Origin of the sequence: Nocardia sp. bgisy134 (genome assembly GCF_965341865.1) — a bacterium.
In the GTDB taxonomy this organism is placed as follows: Bacteria; Actinomycetota; Actinomycetes; order Mycobacteriales; family Mycobacteriaceae; genus Nocardia.
Genome location: NZ_CBDQZP010000022.1, coordinates 75,060 through 94,786, shown reverse-complemented (window position 1 = coordinate 94,786; position 19,727 = coordinate 75,060). Strand labels below are relative to the sequence as shown.

Genomic DNA, 19,727 nt, shown 5'->3' with positions numbered 1-19,727 from the left:
CCGGGGACGAGCCCACGGAGGCGCAGTGACCACACGCATCGTCGTCGGTGTCAGCGGAGGCATCGCCGCCTACAAGGCCTGCGCGCTCGTCCGGCGTTTCACCGAGACCGGGCACGAGGTCAGGGTGATCCCCACCGAGTCGGCGCTGCAGTTCGTCGGCAAGGCGACCTTCGAGGCCCTGTCCGGGAACCCGGTGCACACCGACGTGTTCACGGACGTGCCCGAGGTCCCGCACGTTCGGCTGGGGCAGGAGGCCGACCTCGTGGTCATCGCCCCCGCCACTGCCGACCTGATCGCGCGCGCCGCGCACGGCCGCGCCGACGATCTGCTCACCGCCACGCTGCTGACGGCGCGATGTCCGGTGCTCTTCGCGCCCGCGATGCACACCGAGATGTGGGAGCATCCGGCCACCGTGGCCAATGTGGAGACGCTGCGCAGGCACGGCGCGACGGTCATGGAGCCCGCGTCGGGCCGCCTCACCGGCACCGACACCGGTCCGGGCAGGCTGCCCGAGCCCGAGGAGATCTTCGGGCTGGCCTCGCTGCTCCTGGAGCGCGCCGACGCCATCCCGCGCGATCTGGTCGGCCGCCGCGTGGTGATCACCGCGGGCGGAACCAGGGAACCGCTGGATCCGGTGCGTTTCCTCGGCAACCGCAGCTCGGGCAAGCAGGGCTACGCGCTGGCCAGGGTCGCCGCGCAGCGCGGCGCGCACGTCACGCTCATCGCGGGCAACACGATCGAGATGGCCGCGCCCGCGGCCGTCGACCTGGTGCACATCACCACCGCCGAACAGCTCAAGACCGCCGTGGAGAAGCACGCGGTCGGCGCGGACGCGGTGATCATGGCGGCGGCGGTGGCCGATTTCCGGCCGACCAACGTGGCCGCGGCCAAGATCAAGAAGGGCGCGGGCGAACCGGACGTCATCCCGTTGACCAAGACCGACGACATCCTCGCCGGGCTGGTGCAGTCGCGGCGCGACGGTCAGCTGCCGGATACCGCCATCGTCGGTTTCGCGGCCGAGACCGGCGACGAACACGGTGACGTGCTCACCCACGCGCGCGCCAAGCTGGCCCGCAAGGGGTGCGACCTGCTCGTGGTCAACGCGGTCGGCGAGGGCAAGGCCTTCGAGGTCGACACCAACGACGGCTGGCTGCTCGGCGCCGACGGCACCGAACAGGCCCTCGACCACGGGTCGAAGGCGCTGCTCGCCAGCCGGGTGCTGGACGCGCTGGGTCCGCTGTTGCACACCAGGTAAGGACGCGCTGGGTCCGCTGTTGCACACCAGGTAAGTTGGACGCGATCGAATTACGTTGCCGCGCCGATCGATCGGATCGGACCTCGGCGGTCGGCGCGGTGCGCGAATGTGTGCCGCGTCCGCCGCGGTTCCGGATAGTCTGAGACGGCGATAAGCGGCGGATTCGGCGCGTCGAGGTTTGGAATAGTCTGAGATGAAGGGTTGCGCGGCGGCGGTATCGCATTACTGTCGCTGTGGCCATCCGATACGAGAAACCCGTTGAGGGAGAGGGAACAACTGTGCGCACGTCTGGCAGCCGCCTATTCACCAGTGAGTCCGTGACCGAGGGTCATCCGGACAAGATCTGTGACGCCATCAGCGATTCCATCCTCGACGCGTTGCTGGCGGAAGACCCGCGCAGCCGGGTCGCCGTGGAGACGCTCGTCACCACCGGTCAGGTGCACGTCGCGGGTGAGGTCACCACCTCCGCCTACGCCGATATCCCGCGCATCGTCCGCGAGAAGGTCCTCGAGATCGGATACGACTCGTCCGCAAAGGGTTTCGACGGCAACTCGTGCGGCGTCAACATCGCCATCGGCGCCCAGTCGCCGGACATCGCGCAGGGCGTCGACACCTCGCACGAGGCGCGTATCGGCGGTGAAGACGACGAGATCGCCAAGCAGGGCGCGGGCGACCAGGGCCTGATGTTCGGCTACGCCAACACCGACACCCCCGAGCTGATGCCGCTGCCGATCGCGCTCGCGCACCGGCTCTCGCGCCGCCTGACCGAGGTCCGCAAGACGGGCGTGCTGCCCTACCTGCGTCCCGACGGCAAGACCCAGGTCACCATCGAATACGACGGCCACCGGCCGGTCCGGCTCGACACCGTGGTCATCTCGACCCAGCACGCCGCCGACATCGACCTGGACAACCTGCTCGCGCCCGATATCCGCGAGAAGGTCCTCGACTCGGTGCTCGCCGACCTGAACCTGCCCACCCTGGACATCGCCGACGTCCGGCTGCTGGTCAACCCGACCGGCAAGTTCGTGCTCGGCGGCCCGATGGGCGACGCGGGCCTGACCGGCCGCAAGATCATCGTCGACACCTACGGCGGCATGGCGCGGCACGGCGGCGGCGCGTTCTCCGGCAAGGACCCGTCGAAGGTCGACCGCTCGGCCGCGTACGCCATGCGCTGGGTCGCCAAGAACGTGGTGGCCGCGGGCCTCGCCGACCGGGTCGAGGTGCAGGTCGCCTACGCCATCGGTAAGGCGGCGCCGGTCGGTCTGTTCGTCGAGACCTTCGGCACCGAGAAGGTCGACCCGCAGCGCATCTCGAGCGCCATCACCGAGGTGTTCGACCTGCGCCCCGGCGCCATCATCCGCGACCTGGACCTGCTGCGCCCGATCTACGCGCCGACCGCGGCCTACGGTCACTTCGGCCGCACCGACGTCGACCTGCCCTGGGAGCACACCGACCGCGCGGACAAGCTGCGCGCGGCCGCCGGTCTGTAGGCCGACCGGGCTGGAGTGAACCGACCCCCGGCGGACGCATCCGCCCTCCCCGCGGATGATGTGTCCGTGGGACCGTCGACAACAGCGGAAGCACCCGCGCGACCTATCGCGCGGGTGCTTCCGCTGTTGACGCCCGCGCACCTGGACCGCGATTTCGACTACCTGGTGCCCCCCGAACTCGACGAGATCGCCCAGCCCGGCGTGCGGGTGCGCGTGCGCTTCGCGGGCCGTCTCGTCGACGGCTACCTCCTCGCTCGCCTCACCCACAGCGAGCACGGCGGCAAACTCGTCAAACTCGAGCGCGTCGTCTCCGCGGAACGCGTCCTCACCCCCGAGATCCTGCACCTGGCGACCGCCATCGCCGCCCGCTACGCGGGCACCCGCGCTGACGTCCTGCGCCTGGCCATCCCTCCGCGGCATGCGCGGACGGAGAATGGGGGGACCAAGAAGACGGCTGCCGCCGATCCCTCACCGGACGAGTCGTCCACAGCCGAGGCGACGAACGATTCGCCCGCGGATCCCGCCTCCGATCCAAAACCCGTGCGGCAGAACATGCCTGGATTCGACGCGGACGGCACACCGGTACGCATCGCCGAAAACGGATCCGTACCAGACGATTCGATCTACCATCCGGACGCGGTCGTTGATACCACCGACTCGGAGCAGGCGACCGCACTCGGTGCCGCCGCGGGAGAGCTGCCGGATGCCCTCGGCGAGAACGAGTCTCGGACACCCCCCGGCGTTGCGCCCGGGATCGGTAGCGAGCGCAGCGCATCGACCGAACCGGCGCTGATGTCGACCGAACTCTTGGACGGCGACCTGACACCGAGGGATGCCGGTGTAGTCGGCGTGGCTGCGGTCCGTGCCGCGATGAAAGGCACGGCCGAGTACGGCGCCGCGAAAGCCGGTGCGGCCGAGGACGTCGCCGCCGCGAAGGTTGGTGCGGCCGAGGACGTCGCCGCCGCGAAGGTTGGTGCGGCCGAGGACGTCGCCGCCGCGAAGGTTGGTGCGGCCGAGGACGTCGCCGCCGCGAAGGTTGGTGCGACCGAGGACGTCGCCGCCGCGAGCCTGGCTACCGAGGGTGGCGACTCCGTCCCGAATGCTCTGCCCGAGAAGACATCCGAGGCGGCGGGGCGCTCGGAACAGTCCTTCGACACCGCGCCCTGGGAGCGTTACGTCCACGGTGGCGCGTTCCTCGCGGCGCTGGGCCAAGGCAAAGGCGTGCGGGCCGCGTGGCAGGCGATGCCGGGGGAAGACTGGGCGCGGCGGCTCGCCGAGCTGGCCGCGACCGTGGTCGCGGCGGGGCGCAGCGCGATCCTGATGGTGCCCGACCAGCGAGATCTGGCTCGAGTGCTGGCGGAATGCGTTCGGCTGGTGGGGGATTCGGCCGTCGGATTGACATCAGGGCTGGGGCCCGCCGCGCGGTACCGGCGCTGGCTCGCGGTGTTGCGGGGGAGCGCGCGGATCGTGGTCGGCACGCGCAGCGCCGTGTTCGCGCCCGCCGCGGATCTGGGTCTCGTCGCGATCTGGGACGACGGCGACGACACCTACGCCGAACCCCGCGCCCCTTACCCGCATGCCAGGGAGATCTCGATGTTGCGGGTGCACGAGACCGGGGCGGCGTTCGTCGCGGCCGGTTTCGCCCGCACCGCCGAGATCCAGGCGGTGGTCGATTCCGGGTGGGCGCACGACCTCGTCGCCGATCGCTCGGTACTGCGCAAGGCCGCGCCGCGGATCAGCGCTCCCGGCGACAGCGATCTGGCGATGGAGCGCGATCCGGTGGCGCGGGCCGTCCGCATCCCCGGCGTCGCGTTCGCGGCCGCGCGCGCGGCGCTGAAGGAGGGCGCCGCGGTGCTGGTGCAGGTGCCGCGCCGCGGCTATGTCCCCGCGCTGGCCTGCGCGAAGTGCCGCACGCCCGCGCGGTGCAGGCATTGCAACGGCCCGCTCGCGCTCCCGGAGAACACCCGCGGCCGCGACGAAGCCCACAGCCCGAGCTGTCGCTGGTGCGGAATCACCGAGACCGCCTTCCGCTGCCCGGCCTGCGCCTCTCGCGCCCTTCGTGCCGTGGTGATCGGCGCCGTCCGCACCGCCGAGGAACTGGGCCGCGCCTTCCCCGGGGTGCCGATCCGCGGTTCCGGCGGCGGCGCGGTGCTGGACACCGTCGAACCGGGACCGCAGGTGATCGTCTCCACCGTCGGCGCGGAACCGGTGGTGCGCGGCGGATACGGCGTCGCCCTGCTGCTGGACGGCTGGGCGCTGCTGAGTCGCGCCGATCTGCGCGCCGCCGAGGACGCGCTACGGCGCTGGATGTCGGCCGCCGCGTTGGTGCGCCCGCACGGGCAGGTCGTGGTGATGGCCGAACCGTCCCTGCCGACGGTGCAGGCGCTGGTGCGCTGGGACCCGCTCGGCCACGCCCGCGCCGAAGTCGACGCCCGCGCCGAGGTCGGTTTCCCGCCCGCGGTCCGCCTCGCCGCGGTGGACGGCGCCTCCGATGCCATCGACGAACTGCTCTCCGCCGCCGACCTCCCCGCCGACGTGGAAGTGCTCGGTCCGGTCCCGCTGCCCGCCATCGCCCGCAAACCCTTCTCCGGCGACTCCCCGGCCGAGGTCGAACGCATGCTCCTGCGCGTGCCCCGCCGTTCCGGCGCCGCCCTCTCCCGCGCGCTCACCGCCGCGCAGGCCGTCCGCAGCACCCACCGCTCCGACGCCCCGCTCCGCGTCCAGATCGACCCGATCGACATAGGCTGATCGCACGGGCCGCGTCCGAAACCTCGAACAGATGCGGTCGAAGGCGGCCGAACATCGTCGTCCGGCCACCACTCGACTCCCGCAGGATGCCCTCAGACGAAGACGGCCCGATTCCGTTCGGCCCATTCGGCGTACGTGCCCGCCGGTCGGCCGAGCACTTCCTCGATGTCCGGGCTGATCAGCAGCTCGCCGGGCGTGGGCGCGCCCAGAATCTCCAGCGTGTGGTCGGCCACCGCTTCCGGCATGAAGCGCAGCATGCCCTCGCGGGCTTGCGCGGGGGTGAGCTCGACGAAGCGAACCTCGGTTCCGAGCGCCGCGCCGAGTGCCGTGGCCTGCTCGCGCGGGGTGCTGAGCGCGGGTCCGGTCAGGGTGTAGATCCGGCCGGCGTGCCCGTCATCGCGCAGCGCCGCGGCGGCGACGGCCGCGATATCGGCCGGGTCCACCGATGGCAGTCCGACCGATCCGAACGGCGCGGCGACGACACTCTCGGCCCGCACCGATTCGGCCCACGCGTAGGTGTTGCTGAAGAAGCCGCCCGGCCGCAGGATGGTCCATTCCACGTCCGAGGCGCGAATCGCGTTCTCGTAGGCGCGAATTCGGTCGTAGCCTGCGGCTTCCGGCCGGGTCTGCGTGCCGAGCGAGGACACGAAGACCACCCGCCGCACTTCTGCGGCCGCGACGACGCCGAGGACTTCCTCCGGTTCCGGTCCCGCGATCAGTTGCTCGCCGGTGATCAGCAGGAACAGCGCCTCGGCGCCCGCGAGGGCGGGGGAGAGGCTCGCGGGATCGCCGAGATCGCCCGCGACACGGCGGACTCCTTCGGGCAGCGCGACGTCGCCGATGCCGCGCGAGACGGCCGTCACCTGGGCGCCCGCCGCCGCGAGCAGCGGTACGAGCGAGCGTCCGATATTGCCGGTCGCCCCGGTCACCACGATCATGTGCACTCCTAGTTAGTTGGCTGACTAAAACGAACGTAGCCGAGGATTCCCCGGCTGTCTATAGTCAGTTGTGTGACTAACTCAGTCGAGAAGGCGGGCAAGCGCGAGCGGCTGGTCGAGGCGGCGGTGCGCGAGTTCTACGAGCGGGGCATCGAGAAGACCACCATCGCCGACATCGCGCACACCGCCGAGGTGCCGGTGGGCAATGTGTACTACTACTTCAAGACCAAGGATCAGCTGCTCGAAGCCGCCATCGGCGCGCACGCGCGCGGGCTCGACGAGCTGATCGCAGGCTTGGATGAGCTGCCGACGCCTCGGGAGCGGCTGAAGGTGCTGATTCAGGGCTGGGTCGACGAGCGGGAGATGGCCGTCCGATACGGCTGTCCTTTCGGCTCCCTGACCGCCGAGTTGCACAAGCGTCCCGACCCGCTGGACGGGCGGGCGGCCGAGGTGATGCGGACGCTGCTGGACTGGGCCGAGCGGCAGTTCGCGGAAATCGGTCGCTCCGACGCGCGCGAGCTCGCGGTGGCGCTCATCGCCTCCTATCAGGGAATCTCCCTGCTGACCAATGCCTTTCGCGATCCGGAGCTGATGACGGCAGAAGGGAAGCGGCTCCAGGGCTGGATCGATTCGCTGTAGCGACGCGCGCGCCGGGCGCGTCCGTGCACCGCGTGGTGCCGGGCGCGCCCGAGTCGTTTCTCGGGGTGGGAATGCCGGAGAGCACCCTTGCGTTCGATGCATTGTCGATATATCGTCGATACTGTGAAACGAACACAAGAGCCCGAGGAGGCTTTCATGGAGAACATCGAGAACATGCACAACGGAGATTTCGGACGCGGCGGCCGCTGGCGCAAGCCGGGTCGGGGGGAGTTCGGCCCCGACCGTCGGCAGCATCGTCGCGGCGGCAGGCACGGCTTCGGTCCCGAGTTCGGGCCTGGCTTCGGCCCTGGCTTCGGGCCCGGCTACGGTCCGCACTTCGGACGCGGGCGCGGCCGCGGTGGCCGTGGTCGGCGCGGCGACGTGCGCGCCGCCGTGCTGCTGCTGCTCACCGAGCGGCCGATGCACGGCTACGAACTGATCCAGCAGATCCGCGAGCGCAGCGACGACATCTGGCGGCCCAGCCCCGGATCGATCTACCCCGCGCTGGCGCAGTTGGAGGACGAGGGCCTGGTGCTCATCGAGAAGGTTGCCGGGCGCAAGACCGCCAAGCTGACCGACACGGGCACCGAATACGTCACCGAGCACCGCGAGGAACTCGGCGATCCCTGGGCCGAGGTCAAGGCGGACGTCGGCGCACAGGCCATCGACCTGCGCGGTCTGGTCGGTCAGGTGATGGGCGCGGTCGCCCAGGTGGCCGCGGCGGGCACCCCCGAGCAGGCGGCGAAGGCGGCGGAGATCCTCAAGGAAACTCGTCGTTCGCTCTACCGCGTTCTCGCCGAGGATGACGCTACCGAATAGTAATGATCACGAAACAGCCCGTGGGCGTGCGATTTTCGAGCAAATGGGGTAGATCATTGTGATATGGAACAGCCAATTGGTTTGTGGGGTTGGGGTAGATCACAGTGGGGTCGCGTCGTCATGGCGTGTGCGCTGGCCGCGGGGGCGTTGGTCGGTTCGGGCGCGGGCGGTCTGACAACCGCCGCGGCCGATCCGGCCGCCATCGCCGAACCGCTCGTCGTCCGGCCGCCGGACGTGCCGACCGAGGGCGCGCCGCCGCAGCCCGACCACCTCGCCGCGGCCCGGTATCTGAAGGGCCACAAGAACGCTACGCCGATGGGCACCAACGATTTCGGCTGCCGTCCCACGGCCGCCCACCCCCGTCCGGTGGTGCTCGCGCACGGCACCGACTCCACCGCCTATTCCGATTGGTCGGCCATCGGACCCCAGCTGGTGGCGGCGGGATTCTGCGTCTTCGCGCTCAACTACGGCGGCGCGCCGGGTGCGGACACCTACGGCACCGAGGACCTGCGCGCCAGCGCCTATCAAGTCGGCCAATTCGTCGACCTCGTGCTCGACTCGACCGGCGCGGCGGAGGTGGATCTCGTCGGATTCTCCCAGGGCGCCAACGTGACGCGGTACTACACCAACAAGCTGGGCGGGGCGGCGAAGGTGGGCAACTGGGTCGGCGTGGCCTCGCCGACCTACGGCGGGGTGATGTACGGGCTGGTGCCGGTGGCGCAGGTGATTCCGGGTGCGCTGGAGGTGTTCGCCAAAGTCACCTCGACCGCGGCGGTGCAGCAGGCGCAAGGCTCGCCGATCATGCTCGAGCTCAACGCGGGCGGTGACACCGTCCCCGGTATGCGCTACGTGACCATCGGCAGCCGGGTCGACGAGATGATCCAGCCGTTCAGCAATATCGCGCTGCGCGGGGCGGGCGCGGAGAACATCGTCGTGCAGGACCTGTGTCCGGACAACCTCACCGGCCACTTCCACATGGTCTACGACCCGTTCGTGCAGGAGTTGGTGCTGCGGGCGCTCGACCCCGCGCACGCTCCCGCGCCGACCTGCGAGCCTGTCGCGCTCGGCACCGGCATCCCGCAGGTGATCATCGCGGGCAATTCCTGATCGTCGGCCGCGGCCACGCGCCGGTGGATGACGCGGGGCGGATGGGTTCGGACCCGCCGCCCCGCCGCTCGGTCGACCACCGCGCAGTGACGACTGGCGGCCTTGCGCCTTCGGTCGGTGCTGGGATTTTCGTGTCGTCGTGGCTGTGCTGCTCGGCTCGGTGAGCGGGCGACCGCATCGCCGAACTTCCTGCGGCCGTTGCAGTTTCGATCGATCGCTGAAATCGGGTGCGTGTGCCGCAGGGCGGCGAGGATCCCGGCGCGCGGGCGCGGGGTGGTCTAAGCGGCGTGTCCGATGTGCTGGGCGGAGTCACCGATGACCGCGGTGTCCGCGCCGGTCAGGGTGCGGATGAACGCCAGCTGCTCTGCGCGACCTCGTGCGGCGGCCCGTTCGAATCGTCCGGGCGCGATCCACGTCGATATCGACCGGGCGAGATTGAACGGCAGGCGCAGCAAGGGATACCACGGCGGGGTGTAGGCGGGCAGACCCAGTTTTCTCATCGCGGGCGGACCCAGGAACATGGTCGCGATCGACAGGTGCTGGGAGCGTGCGATGCGCCGGCGTAGTCCGGCGAGGTGGCGGTAGTGCCAGCCCAGTGGTTCGTCGCGCATCGGCAGCGCCAGCTGGGGCGAGGTCTCGTCGGGGTTCGTGATCGCGGTCATCGTGTGATACAGGATGCGGACGCTGTCCCGGAAGTCCTTGGGCAGGAAGCGTTCTTCCACCCCCATCACCCATCCGACATAGCGGGTGAAGTGCGCCGCGGCGTCGGCGTCGCGTGGCGTGACCAGCCACCCCATGCCCATGGCTCCCACCATGGGCGCGATCAAGGCGCCGACCAGGGTGGCTGCCATGTCGGTCTGGTTGATCGGCAGTCCCCATTCTTCGCCGCGCCAGTCCGGCAGTGCCGCGACGTGGCGGCGGACCATCGAGTGGATCATCCGCACGTGCACCGTGGAGCGATAACCGAGTCCCAGCGGCAACATGCCGTCGGCGGAGGTGACATCCATCGCCCATTGCGTCGTCTCGGCGAAACGCTTGGCAGGCCCCTTCTCCAAAGCCCCTGTGCGAAGGAGGGTTTTGTTGAATCCCGAGGCCAGGTATCCGCCGAGGAAAGACATGTCGCGCGCGACGTAGAGCCCGTCGCGGCCGCCGATACTGAACACACGTTCTGCGCGGCGGATCTTGTCCCAGTCCACCCAGTCCGGCACGGCCTCGAGGTAGTCGAAGAACTCGCGTAGCGGGCCGGGCGCCTCGGAAACCGCCGCGATCCCTTCGCGGAGTGCGCGCTCGAACAGCGGCCGAGTAGTCGTCATCCCTTCGCGATACATCCAGTCCACCAGCTCGTCCATCGGCCGGTCACCGACATTCAGCGCTTCCCCCAGCTCGCGGAACTGGACCGGGGTCGGCTTCCGCAGGCCCAGCACCCGCGTGACCAGCCCCAAACCCGGGCCGGGGACAGCCTGCGGTGCGGCCGGGTGTCGACTCGGGATCGTCGATTCCATGGTCACTCTCTCCTTCGAGGTGATGCCAGCACTTCGCGATCGGGGCGGTGCGCCGCACCCGCCGCTTCTGGCAAGATCCTCTACCAGAACTAAGTTTTTGGCAATAGTCCTTGCCAAAGAGTGGCGTAGCGAGTCCGCACTACAGCGCCACTGGGACCGCATGCTTCTCCTCCGCCCGCACCCTGACCAACGGCTGAGGCTCCGGTTCGGAAAGCAGGATCAGGCGTCACAGCTCCTGGGCGGCAAGGGAATCCACGAGGTCGTCGAGCTCCGAGACGAGATTCCGCGCGCCGCCCTCGTTGGCGAGGTTGTGCAGTTCCAGGGGGTCGTCCTGGCGGTCGTAGAGTTCGTATTCGAAGTCCGCGTGCGGGCTGGAGATGGTCTCCGGCGTGGAGTATCGGGCGAAGCTGTATCGCGAGGTGATCGCGCCGCGCAGGCAGTAGTTCACGCCCGGCGGGAGGCCGCCGCTGGATTTGGCGTCGGAGGTCAGCAGGATCGCGTCGCGAACCGTTCGGGTGGGATCGGTCAGTAGTGGTGTGAGGTCGCGGCCCGCGACGGGGCCGAGTGTCGCGGGGTTCGCTCCGGCGAGCGCGGCGAGGGTGGGCACCAGATCGATATGGGAGGTCAAGCCGTTGGCGGTCGTCCCATGTGTGCCGGGGTTGCGCGGGTCGGCGATCACCAGCGGGACGCGATTGTTCTCTCGGTAGATCATGGCGCCCTTCTGCCGGAGTCCGTGTGCGCCACCGAGTTCGCCGTGATCGGCGACCCGGACCACGACGGTGTCGGCAGCGGCGCCACTGTCGTCGAGGGCGGTCAGTACCCTGTCGATGAGATCGTCGGTGCGGTGCAGCAGTTCGAGGTACCAGTTGCCCCACTGTCGCCACTGCCGCTCGCCCAGCGGGGAGGTCACGGTGTCGGGCATCGCGCCGCCGACCACGGAATTGGCGGTGCGCCAAGCGGTTTGCACCCGTGGTTTGGACGACAGGTCGGATTCGAAGTTCGGCGGGACGTCGGCGCCGTGGTCGGGGACGTCTTCGAGCCGGTAGAAGCGGGGGCAGAACATCATGTCGTGCGGATTGACCATGCTGACCACGCACAGCCACGGCTCGGAGTCGGCGCCGCGGCGACGCAGCCATTCCGTCGCGTGATCGATGACGCCGGGGTCCTCGTGGAGACCCTCGTTCGGTCCGCCGCCGGACAGGATGTCGAGCGCCTCGTCGAACCCGTACGGCGACAGCGCCGTGATCCCTGGGCCGACCGGGTCGGACAGATGCCACTTGCCGATGTAGGCGGTGCGATACCCGGCCTGGCGCAGGACCGTACCGAGCGTAGGGACGGTGGTGTCGAGATCGGGGCTGAATGCCTGCATCGCGCCGAGCAGCGCCCCCATCGGCTCACTGCCGCGCACGTTGTCGAGCATGCCGGTGACCGGCGCCTGTCGCCCGGTGAAGAACGTCGACCGGGCGGGCGAGCACGGAGCGGTCGGTGTGTGGTGCATGGTGAAACGCACTCCCGCCGCTGCGATCCGGGCGCGGGCGGGCAGCGTGAACCCCGATGGCAGAGTGACATCCGCGCGTTCCTGGTCGGTCATGACGACCAGAATGTTCGGCCGCCGGGACCTGGGTGCCGCGCCCGCGCTCGGGGCTGCGGAGGCCAGGACGGGCAGCGCCGGAACGGCCGCCATCATGGCCAGCACCTCGCGACGGCCGAGTTTCGGTTCTTCGGGCATGTGTGACGAAACCTCTCCTCATCGGCCATGTGACTGACGGTATCGTCATATACGAACGAAGTGTCAGTCAAGAGCGCGCGTCGAAATCCCGAATGTGCGCGCCGACAGCCGAGACGAACGTGAGGGGAATCGCTCGAATCTGTTGGCGCAGCTCATCGGTCGGCCAGCATCGTCATTCGATACAGGGTGGGGAAGCTCTACCGCGGCGTAGCCCGCCGCCCGGTCGAGCTGTACTTGCGGGCCGCGCTGAGGACGTCTGGGAGGTGCGTCAGGGGAGATGCATCAGCTGCCGGGCCAGGCCGAACAGGCGGCTGCCGAGCCTGATGACGGGAAGCCCCAGCGGAATCAGGAGGATCGTCGCGCACAACACCGCGCCGAGGAGCCACACCACGGCCGCGAGCAATCCGACTACCGTGCCGAGCACGGCCGTCACGAGTCCCACCACGAAGTTGAGCAGGCCAGTTAGCGCTCGCATGACGACCTTTCTGTGTCCATTCTGCGCTCTTTCCCGGCGATGCGCATCTACCCGCACCTGCGAGGAAAGCCGCCGGAGTTCGGCGAGAACCATGTGGCGCGGGAGGTCACGAGCGTCGCGGGGCTACCAGGCCGGATTCGTAGGCGAGAACGACGAGTTGGGCCCGGTCGCGGGCGGCGAGCTTGGTCATGGCCCGGTTGACATGGGTTTTCGCGGTCAGTGGGCTGATCACCATGCGGTCGGCGATCTCCTCGTTGGACAAGCCCTGCGCGACCAGCGTCACGGCCTCGCGTTCGCGGTTGGTCAGTTCTTCCAACGCTTTGCCGACGGCGCCGGCGAACGGCTGGGTGACGTACCGGTCGATCAGCCTGCGAGTGATCGACGGTGCGAGCAGCGCGTCGCCGCGGGCGGCGACGCGGACGGAGTGCAGGAAGTCTTCCGGCTCGATGTCCTTGACGAGGAATCCGGCCGCGCCCGCGCGCAATGCGTGGAAGACGTACTCGTCCAAGCCGTAGTTCGTCAGGATGACGACGTGCACGCAGGCCAGGCGCGGGTCCGCGGCGATGCGGCGGGTCGTCTCGATGCCGTCGAGGCCGGGCATTTGGATGTCGATGAGCGCGATGTCGGGAAGGTGTTCCCTGGCCAGCGCCAAACCCTCGGCGCCGTCGGCGGCCTCGGCCACCACCTCGATGTCGTCCTCGAGGTCGAGCAACGCGCGGAATCCGCTGCGGATGAGCGGCTGATCGTCGACCAGCAGCACGCGGATCACAGCGTCCGCTCCACAGGAAGTTCGGCTCGGACCGAGAAGCCGCCCGCGCCGCGCGGAGCCGCCCGCAGCCGACCGCCCAGCGCGGTGACGCGTTCGTGCATCCCCAGCAATCCGACGCCGTGCGGCGGCGCGGTGTCCGATGTCGCCGTGCCGTCGTCGTCGACTCGCACGACCACAGTGTCGGGGCGGTAATCGATTCGGACCGACGCGTTGGAGGCGGCGGCGTGCCGGGTGATGTTGGTCAGCGACTCCTGAACGATCCGATACACGGTCCGGTCCACCGCGGCCGGGAGATCCTGGCGTTCCCCTTCGATCGTCAGCGTCGCGTCGAGGCCGGTCGTCCGGGCCCGTTCCACCAGATCCGGGAGGTGATCGAGCCCCTGCGGCGGGCTCTTGCCGTCGTCTCGCAGCGCCTCGAGCGTCGCTCGCAGTTCCCTGGCCGCTTCCCGGCCTGCCTCCCGGATCGCGAGCAGGGCCTCGGGTACCTCTTCGCCCCGTTTGCGAGCGACGTGGACGGCGGCCTCGGACTGCACCTTGATGACCGAGATCTGGTGGGTGAGCGAATCGTGCAGCTCCCTGGCGATGTGCAGGCGCTCCTCGTCGGCGCGGCGCCGCGCGGTCTCCTCCCTGGTGCGCTCGGCTTCGTCCGCCCGCCGCTCCGCTTGCCGCAGCGCTTCGCCCGCGGCGCCCGCCGCGATCAACCAGGCCAGCTCGAGGGCATCCCTGGCTCGCGCGAACGCCTCACCTGTATCGTGCAGCGAGGCCAGCGCGGCGAGCGGGAGAGCGGCCAGCAGGGTCACCGACGCCGCCACCGTGATCGTCCGGTACCCCGCCCGCACCGCGGCGTACACCGCGAACAAGAACGCGACGGCGGGCACGTCGAAACCGACGGCTTGGTAACCCAGCGCGCACAACCCGGTCACGATGAGCACGGCGACCGGAGCCCGGCGGCGGGCGGCCAGCGCCAGTCCGCCGCTCGTCAACAAGGTGTAGCCCAGCGGGTCGAGATCCGTGGGGGAGTGCTGTTTGGACAGCCCGGTGACCAACAGGATCGCCGCCACGCCGACGGCGATCGCCCAGTCTCCGATCCATCGGCTGCTCATGCGTGCACCCTAGCCGGATATTCGCGCGGGCGACTCCGGCACACGGAGGATCAATCGTCTGCTGCGTACGCAGTACTTTCGCGGCTGCTACCGCGTCCGCGGCAGTCGGCTACCGCCGCTGTGACAGCGCGAATTGCCCACGCCCGCACGATGATCGGCGACGGCTCGGCCGGAGATGATCGAACGACATTCAGCCGAACGACCAAGGAGAACCTCGTGTCCCTCCCTCACTTGCCCGCCGCCGCGGCGGTCGCCCTGCGCGAAGGCTTCGCGCTGGCCACACCGGCGACCTCGCACCTCTCGGTTCAGTCGGCCGCCGGTTTCGGCGACCTGAGCGCTGGGCGACTCGGCGCCATCGTGGCCGCGCTGGCGGGATTGACCGGCGTGGTCGTCGGTGGGATGGTCCTGGCTCGCCGGGCGGGCCGTCTCGGCGCGAGCAACGGGAGGCTCGGGGCAGGCGTCGCGCTGGTGGCGGGACTGATCGGCGTGGGCCTCGGCGGGGTGGTGGTGGCCACGTCCGACGGGGGGATCGGCACCGGCAACGGTTTGGGCGGCGCCATCGTGGCGCTGGTGGTGGGTCTGATCGCGACCGTCCTCGGTGGGGTGGGTCTGGCCCGTGCCCGCCGCGCGGACTGACACGAGTGAAAACAGTGTGGTCTGCGCAAGACTCGCCGAGTTCTTCGATGCCAACGAGGCGGGCACCCGAAATCGGGTGCCCGCCTCGTGATTCCGCGATCGGTTTCGCTAGGCGGCCGCGGCGGTTGCGAGCTGCCGCTCCGCCCGGGCCGGCCAGTGGCGGTGTTCGGCGTCGATGACGTAGGCGTGGGTGTGCCGGTAGAAACGGTCGTCCACGCGCACGGCATCGGCCAGCAGGGCCGGGTCGATGGTGCCGACCTCGTGCAGGTGGGTCAGCTCCTCCGGGTCGTGGCGCGGCCACATCCGCACCGCCACGGTGATTCCCGTCGCGGCGAGGACGGCCAGCGTCAGCCAGGTGGTGGTGAAACCGGCGGCGGTCGTCAGCCACCCGGCGATCGGGTAGGTGACCAACCAGGCCAGGTGCGACAGCGAGAACTGGGCCGCGAAGAGCGCGGGCCGATCGGCGGGTCGCGACGAGCGCCGCAGCACCTGACCGGTCGGGGTGAGCACCGCCGCGGTGCCCGCGCCCACGGTGGCCCACACCGCGATCGCGGCGCCCCACCGCCAGTCGCCCGCGTTCGCCAGCGACAGGGCGATGGCCGAGCCGAGTCCGGTGATCAGCGCGGCCGCGCCCGTCAGCATCACCGGCCGCGCGCCGACGCGATCGAGGACCCGGGGCAGCGAGAGTGCGACGAGCATGGTGCCGAACCCGTTGGCCGCCAACAGCAGCGCCACTCCGGACTGGGTGCCGCCGAGGGTGTCGCGCACGTAGTTGACCGTGTTGACCATGATCACCGATCCGGCGGCGGCGACCACGAGGTTCATCCCGAGCAGGCCGCGCAGCCGCGGCGTCGCGGCGAAGATCCGCATGCCCACCGTGATCCGCTCCCGGAAGGAGCCCTCGGTGGCGGCGGTCGCGTTCGGGATGCGGGTCGCGATCACCAGGGCCGCCGAGACGGCGAACCCGATGGCGGTACCGACGAACAGCAAGTGGAAGCTGATCACGGCCAGCGCCGCCGCGGCCAGCATCGGGCTGAGCAAGGTTTCCATGGTGGCGGCCAGCTGTGCGGCCGACAGCGCCCTGGTGTATTCGCGTTCGTCGGGCAGGATGTCGGGGATGATCGCCTGATAGGTCGGGGTGAAGGCGGCCGAGGCGGTTTGCAGCAGGGCGATCAGTACGTAGATCTGCCAGATCTGGTCGATGAACGGCAGTGCCAGCACCACCGCCGCGCGAACGACGTTGAGCCCGACCAGGAACGATCGGCGCGGGAATCGATCGGCGTAGGCGGCCACGATGGGCGCGACCGTCACGTAGACCACCATCTTGATCGTCAGCGCGGTGCCGAGAACGGCGGCCGCGTCGGCCCCGGCGAGCTCGTAGGCGAGCAGTCCGAGAGCGACGGTGGTCAGTCCGGTGCCGAACAGCGCCGACACCTGGGCGGTGAACAGTCGCAGGTAATCGTGGTTGCCGAACAGTGCGGTGATCATGGGCGTGGAACGCATCGGAAAACACTTCCTCTGGGATGAGTCGGGGTGGATCACGCGTGCTTCGACAGCAGCACTCGCACATCTCGGTCCCTCTCCGACAGCTGGTGAGCGGGCGGAATCCACGCTCGCCCAACGGCTTTCGGCGCTAGTTGGTGGTGTGCAGGGTGAAGGCGGCGGTGCGGACGACGTCGCCGTGCTGGAAATCCAGGAAGAGGCGGTAGGTTCCGGGGCCGGGCACGGCGGTGTGGAAGGTGATGTCCGGGCCGGGTGCGGTCACGCCGTCGCCGGGCTCGCCGTTCGGGTGGACGTGGACATAGGCCAGATCGCCCGCCCGCAGGATCACCAGATGCCCGTAGGCGGCCAGATAGGGCTGCAGGTCGGTGACCGGCTGCCCGTCTTTGCGAACGGTCAGCGTGAGCAGTTGTCCCGTGCCCGGCACCAGATCGCCGTCGAGGGTCACCTCGTATCCGTCCACGGTCGCGGTGCGCGCGGCGGCAGGCGTCGGCCGCGGTTCGTAGGCGCCCGCCACGGCGAGATCCGCACCGAGGGTGATCGTCTTGCCGAGGGCGTGCGGGGCGATATCGGTGAAGACGCGGTACGCGCCCGCTTCCGGGAGATTCAGCGTCACGGCCCAGGTGCCGTCCACGTCGAGTTCGGGATGGACGTGCCAGAACCCGGTCAGCTCGCGCCGCGCCACGATCAGATGCAGATCGCGGTCGTGGATGGCGTCGTAGCGGGTGACCGGCGCGCCGTCGGGGCCGAGGATCCGGAAACGGAAGTCGACCTCGCCCGTTCCGATGATCGGCTCCGCGAGCGCCAGCGTGTAGCCGTCCTGGGTGATCTGGAGACCGCCCGGCAATCCGCCGCCCGCGGCGTGGTCGTCATGCCCGGCGTGGGCTCCGTGCTGAGCAGCGGCATGCCCGGCGTGACCGGCATGTGCGGCGTGAGCCGCGTGCTGGGCGTGGTCGCCGTGCCCGGCGTGCGCTGTGTGCTGAGTGTGGTCTCCGTGCCCGGCGTGAGCCGCGGTGTGGTCGCCATGTCCGGCATGGGCCGTGTGCCCGGTGTGAGCCCCGTGCGCGCCCTCGTGATTGGTGTGAGTCTGCGTGGTCATCGCTCCGGCCTTTCCGATCTTGTCGTTTCGTCGCGATCGAAAATGTAATACCCCCTGGGGGTATGTTGCAACCCACGTGTGACGCACTTCGCACACGGCCCTGCCGATGTCTCTCTGCCCGCTATCGGATTTCGATGGTCAGGACGCGTCGTATGAGATGGCGACGTCCAGCACCCAGGTGACGCCGAACCGATCCCGCAGCATCCCGTACAAGGGCGCCCATGCAATTGGTGGGCCCGCCGATCACAGTCGCAGGGGAAGAGGCCAGGATGTGTCCGCTTCTCCGGGGATAGTGGATTCATGCCGAAAACCTCAGCGCGATTGCTGGCGCTGCTGTCGCTCTTGCAGGCGCGTCGGGATTGGCCAGGGGTGCTGCTGGCCGAACGATTGGACGTCAGCCCGCGGACCGTGCGGCGCGATATCGATCGACTGCGCGAGCTCGGTTACTCGATCGCCGCCGTCAAAGGCCCCGAGGGCGGGTACCGCCTCGATCCCGGTTCCGAGTTGCCGCCCTTGCTGTTCGACGACGAGCAGGCCGTCGCGCTCGCCGTCGCGCTCCAGCTCGCCGTCGCGTCGGGTGCGGGCGTCGCGGAAGCCGCGATGCGCGCGCTGACCACGGTCCGGCAGGTCATGCCTGCGCGGCTGCGGCGCCGCATCGACGCCCTGCGGATCACCGCCGTCGGCGCGAGCCCGCCCGCACCGCCCGTCGACACTCGCGTGCTCACGGCGCTCAGCGCCGCCATCCACGCCCGCGAAGTGCTGCGCTTCGATTACACGACGACAAGCCGGGCGGCGACGTCGGCCGACACCTGCGCTCCACCGCGCCGGACGCAACCGCACCACCTGGTTGCCAGGAGCGGCCACTGGTACCTCATCGCGTGGGATCTCGACCGCGACGACTGGCGAATCTTCCGCGTCGACCGCATCACCCCGCGCATCCCGACCGGGCCGCGCTTCTCTCCGCGTGAACTGCCCGGACAGGATGTCGCCCAATTCGTGGCAGGCCGGTTCCGCGGCTCGCATACCTCCGGCGATTGGCCGTGCCGCGGGGAGGCGATCCTCGACCTCCCCGCCGCGGCGGTCGCTCCCTTCGCCGCCGACGGAGTCGTCGAGGAACTCGGCCCCGACCGTTGCCGGCTCGTTCTCGGTTCCTGGTCCTGGCCGAGCCTGGCGGCCGCCCTCGGCGCATTCGACGCGGACATCGACATCGTCGGCCCGCGAGAACTCCGAGAGGCCTGCGCGCGGCTGGCCCGCCGCTACGGCGACGCCGTTCGCGAGGATGCGCCGCAGTGAGGACCGCGGAAGTCCGCCGGTCGTTCACCGTCGTCGACCACCCGTGCGAACCAGGATCCGGGGCGAGATGATTGATCGGCGAGCGGGCGGGTAGTTCGGCGGTGTCGGAATCTCGAAGATTCGGGACGCTCCGGTGCGACGACCGGGGCGTCGGAGTTCGCGGACGGTGAGGACGACGGGCCATGGCTGAATTGACCGAAGGCGTCTATCGAATCGTCAATGTCGGCACCGGTTGTGTACTGGCGCTCGACAGCGACGATCAGGTCAGAGTGGTGGGCGAGCCGAGTGTCGAGGACGGCTGGCAGCACTGGCTGTTGTCGAGTGCGCCGGAATTCGGCGAAGGGATATGGTTCATCGCCAGCGGCCGCACCGGCAGCCGGCTCGGCCTCGGCGACGGTCTGGTGACCGAAGGAGCCCATGTCGAGTGCAGCGGGACGCCGCTGGGATGGCAGATCGCGTCCGACGAAGCCCACACCGACCGCTATCGCATCGCCGTCTGGGCCGCAGGCGGATTCGTCCTCGCCGTACCCGGCCACGAATGCGGTCGTGCGGAGCAGATCGCGTTGACGCAGTACGCGCCCGACAGCGATACCCAGCAGTGGCAATTCCAGTGGCCGTGATCGAG

Annotated in this window: 17 protein-coding genes; 9 read left to right on the top strand and 8 right to left on the bottom strand. The window is 69.8% G+C overall.

Features of this window, described 5'->3' with window-relative positions:
• Positions 1–25 precede the first annotated feature (25 nt).
• From coaBC to ACRWNM_RS30950, 3 genes are all read left to right on the top strand, one after another.
• The gene (coaBC, locus tag ACRWNM_RS30960) at positions 26–1,255 is read left to right on the top strand and encodes a bifunctional phosphopantothenoylcysteine decarboxylase/phosphopantothenate--cysteine ligase CoaBC (RefSeq protein ID WP_431971672.1); all 1,230 of its coding nucleotides are present in this window, start codon (positions 26–28) and stop codon (positions 1,253–1,255) included.
• Positions 1,256–1,533: 278 nt separating this feature from the next.
• Complete coding sequence (gene metK, locus ACRWNM_RS30955; RefSeq protein ID WP_431971671.1) at positions 1,534–2,745, top strand: methionine adenosyltransferase; 1,212 nt, start codon at positions 1,534–1,536, stop codon at positions 2,743–2,745.
• Positions 2,746–2,811: 66 nt separating this feature from the next.
• On the top strand, positions 2,812–5,493 hold the full coding sequence (locus ACRWNM_RS30950; RefSeq protein WP_431971670.1) for a primosomal protein N': 2,682 nt from the start codon (positions 2,812–2,814) through the stop codon (positions 5,491–5,493).
• Positions 5,494–5,585: 92 nt separating this feature from the next.
• On the opposite strand, the gene ACRWNM_RS30945 is transcribed toward ACRWNM_RS30950, so the two are convergent.
• A complete protein-coding gene (locus ACRWNM_RS30945; protein ID WP_431971669.1) occupies positions 5,586–6,431 on the bottom strand; it encodes an NAD(P)H-binding protein in 846 nt (281 codons plus the stop codon).
• A gap of 72 nt (positions 6,432–6,503) precedes the next feature.
• Here ACRWNM_RS30945 and ACRWNM_RS30940 point away from each other — a divergent pair, with 72 nt between their 5' ends.
• The 3 genes from ACRWNM_RS30940 (at position 6,504) to ACRWNM_RS30930 (ending at position 8,996) form a co-directional block, all read left to right on the top strand.
• Positions 6,504–7,070, top strand: coding sequence for a TetR/AcrR family transcriptional regulator (locus ACRWNM_RS30940; RefSeq protein WP_431971668.1), 567 nt, complete (start codon positions 6,504–6,506; stop codon positions 7,068–7,070).
• A gap of 156 nt (positions 7,071–7,226) precedes the next feature.
• Positions 7,227–7,889, top strand: a complete 663-nt coding sequence (locus ACRWNM_RS30935) for a PadR family transcriptional regulator (protein WP_431971722.1) — start codon at positions 7,227–7,229, stop codon at positions 7,887–7,889.
• Positions 7,890–8,009: 120 nt separating this feature from the next.
• A complete protein-coding gene (locus ACRWNM_RS30930) occupies positions 8,010–8,996 on the top strand; it encodes an esterase/lipase family protein (protein WP_431971721.1) in 987 nt (328 codons plus the stop codon).
• 278 nt (positions 8,997–9,274) lie between these two features.
• Here ACRWNM_RS30930 and ACRWNM_RS30925 read toward each other — a convergent pair whose 3' ends face one another.
• The 5 genes from ACRWNM_RS30925 to ACRWNM_RS30905 all read right to left on the bottom strand — a co-directional run bounded on the left by ACRWNM_RS30925 (position 9,275) and on the right by ACRWNM_RS30905 (position 14,574).
• On the bottom strand, positions 9,275–10,498 hold the full coding sequence (locus tag ACRWNM_RS30925; protein WP_431971667.1) for an oxygenase MpaB family protein: 1,224 nt from the start codon (positions 10,496–10,498) through the stop codon (positions 9,275–9,277).
• 226 nt (positions 10,499–10,724) lie between these two features.
• Positions 10,725–12,227 carry a sulfatase-like hydrolase/transferase gene (locus ACRWNM_RS30920; protein ID WP_431971666.1) on the bottom strand — a complete coding sequence of 501 codons (1,503 nt, stop codon included), beginning with the start codon at positions 12,225–12,227 and terminating at the stop codon, positions 10,725–10,727.
• A 268-nt stretch (positions 12,228–12,495) separates the two neighbouring features.
• Positions 12,496–12,702 (bottom strand): hypothetical protein, encoded by a 207-nt coding sequence (locus ACRWNM_RS30915; RefSeq protein WP_431971665.1) that lies wholly within the window; start codon positions 12,700–12,702, stop codon positions 12,496–12,498.
• 106 nt (positions 12,703–12,808) lie between these two features.
• A complete protein-coding gene (locus tag ACRWNM_RS30910; protein ID WP_431971664.1) occupies positions 12,809–13,471 on the bottom strand; it encodes a response regulator in 663 nt (220 codons plus the stop codon).
• Positions 13,468–14,574, bottom strand: a complete 1,107-nt coding sequence (locus ACRWNM_RS30905) for a sensor histidine kinase (RefSeq protein WP_431971663.1) — start codon at positions 14,572–14,574, stop codon at positions 13,468–13,470. Before ACRWNM_RS30905 ends, ACRWNM_RS30910 begins: the two co-directional genes overlap by 4 nt.
• A gap of 216 nt (positions 14,575–14,790) precedes the next feature.
• On the opposite strand from ACRWNM_RS30905, the gene ACRWNM_RS30900 reads away from it, so the two are divergent.
• The gene (locus tag ACRWNM_RS30900) at positions 14,791–15,210 is read left to right on the top strand and encodes a DUF6223 family protein (protein ID WP_431971662.1); all 420 of its coding nucleotides are present in this window, start codon (positions 14,791–14,793) and stop codon (positions 15,208–15,210) included.
• Between the two features lie 108 nt (positions 15,211–15,318).
• On the opposite strand, the gene ACRWNM_RS30895 is transcribed toward ACRWNM_RS30900, so the two are convergent.
• Together ACRWNM_RS30895 and ACRWNM_RS30890 are read right to left on the bottom strand one after the other, a co-directional pair.
• The gene (locus tag ACRWNM_RS30895) at positions 15,319–16,698 is read right to left on the bottom strand and encodes an MFS transporter (RefSeq protein ID WP_431971720.1); all 1,380 of its coding nucleotides are present in this window, start codon (positions 16,696–16,698) and stop codon (positions 15,319–15,321) included.
• A gap of 145 nt (positions 16,699–16,843) precedes the next feature.
• Complete coding sequence (locus ACRWNM_RS30890) at positions 16,844–17,809, bottom strand: hypothetical protein (RefSeq protein ID WP_431971661.1); 966 nt, start codon at positions 17,807–17,809, stop codon at positions 16,844–16,846.
• Positions 17,810–18,109: 300 nt separating this feature from the next.
• Here ACRWNM_RS30890 and ACRWNM_RS30885 point away from each other — a divergent pair, with 300 nt between their 5' ends.
• Both ACRWNM_RS30885 and ACRWNM_RS30880 read left to right on the top strand, forming a co-directional pair.
• A complete protein-coding gene (locus ACRWNM_RS30885) occupies positions 18,110–19,102 on the top strand; it encodes a helix-turn-helix transcriptional regulator (protein ID WP_431971660.1) in 993 nt (330 codons plus the stop codon).
• 182 nt (positions 19,103–19,284) lie between these two features.
• The gene (locus tag ACRWNM_RS30880; protein ID WP_431971659.1) at positions 19,285–19,722 is read left to right on the top strand and encodes an RICIN domain-containing protein; all 438 of its coding nucleotides are present in this window, start codon (positions 19,285–19,287) and stop codon (positions 19,720–19,722) included.
• Positions 19,723–19,727: the final 5 nt, after the last annotated feature.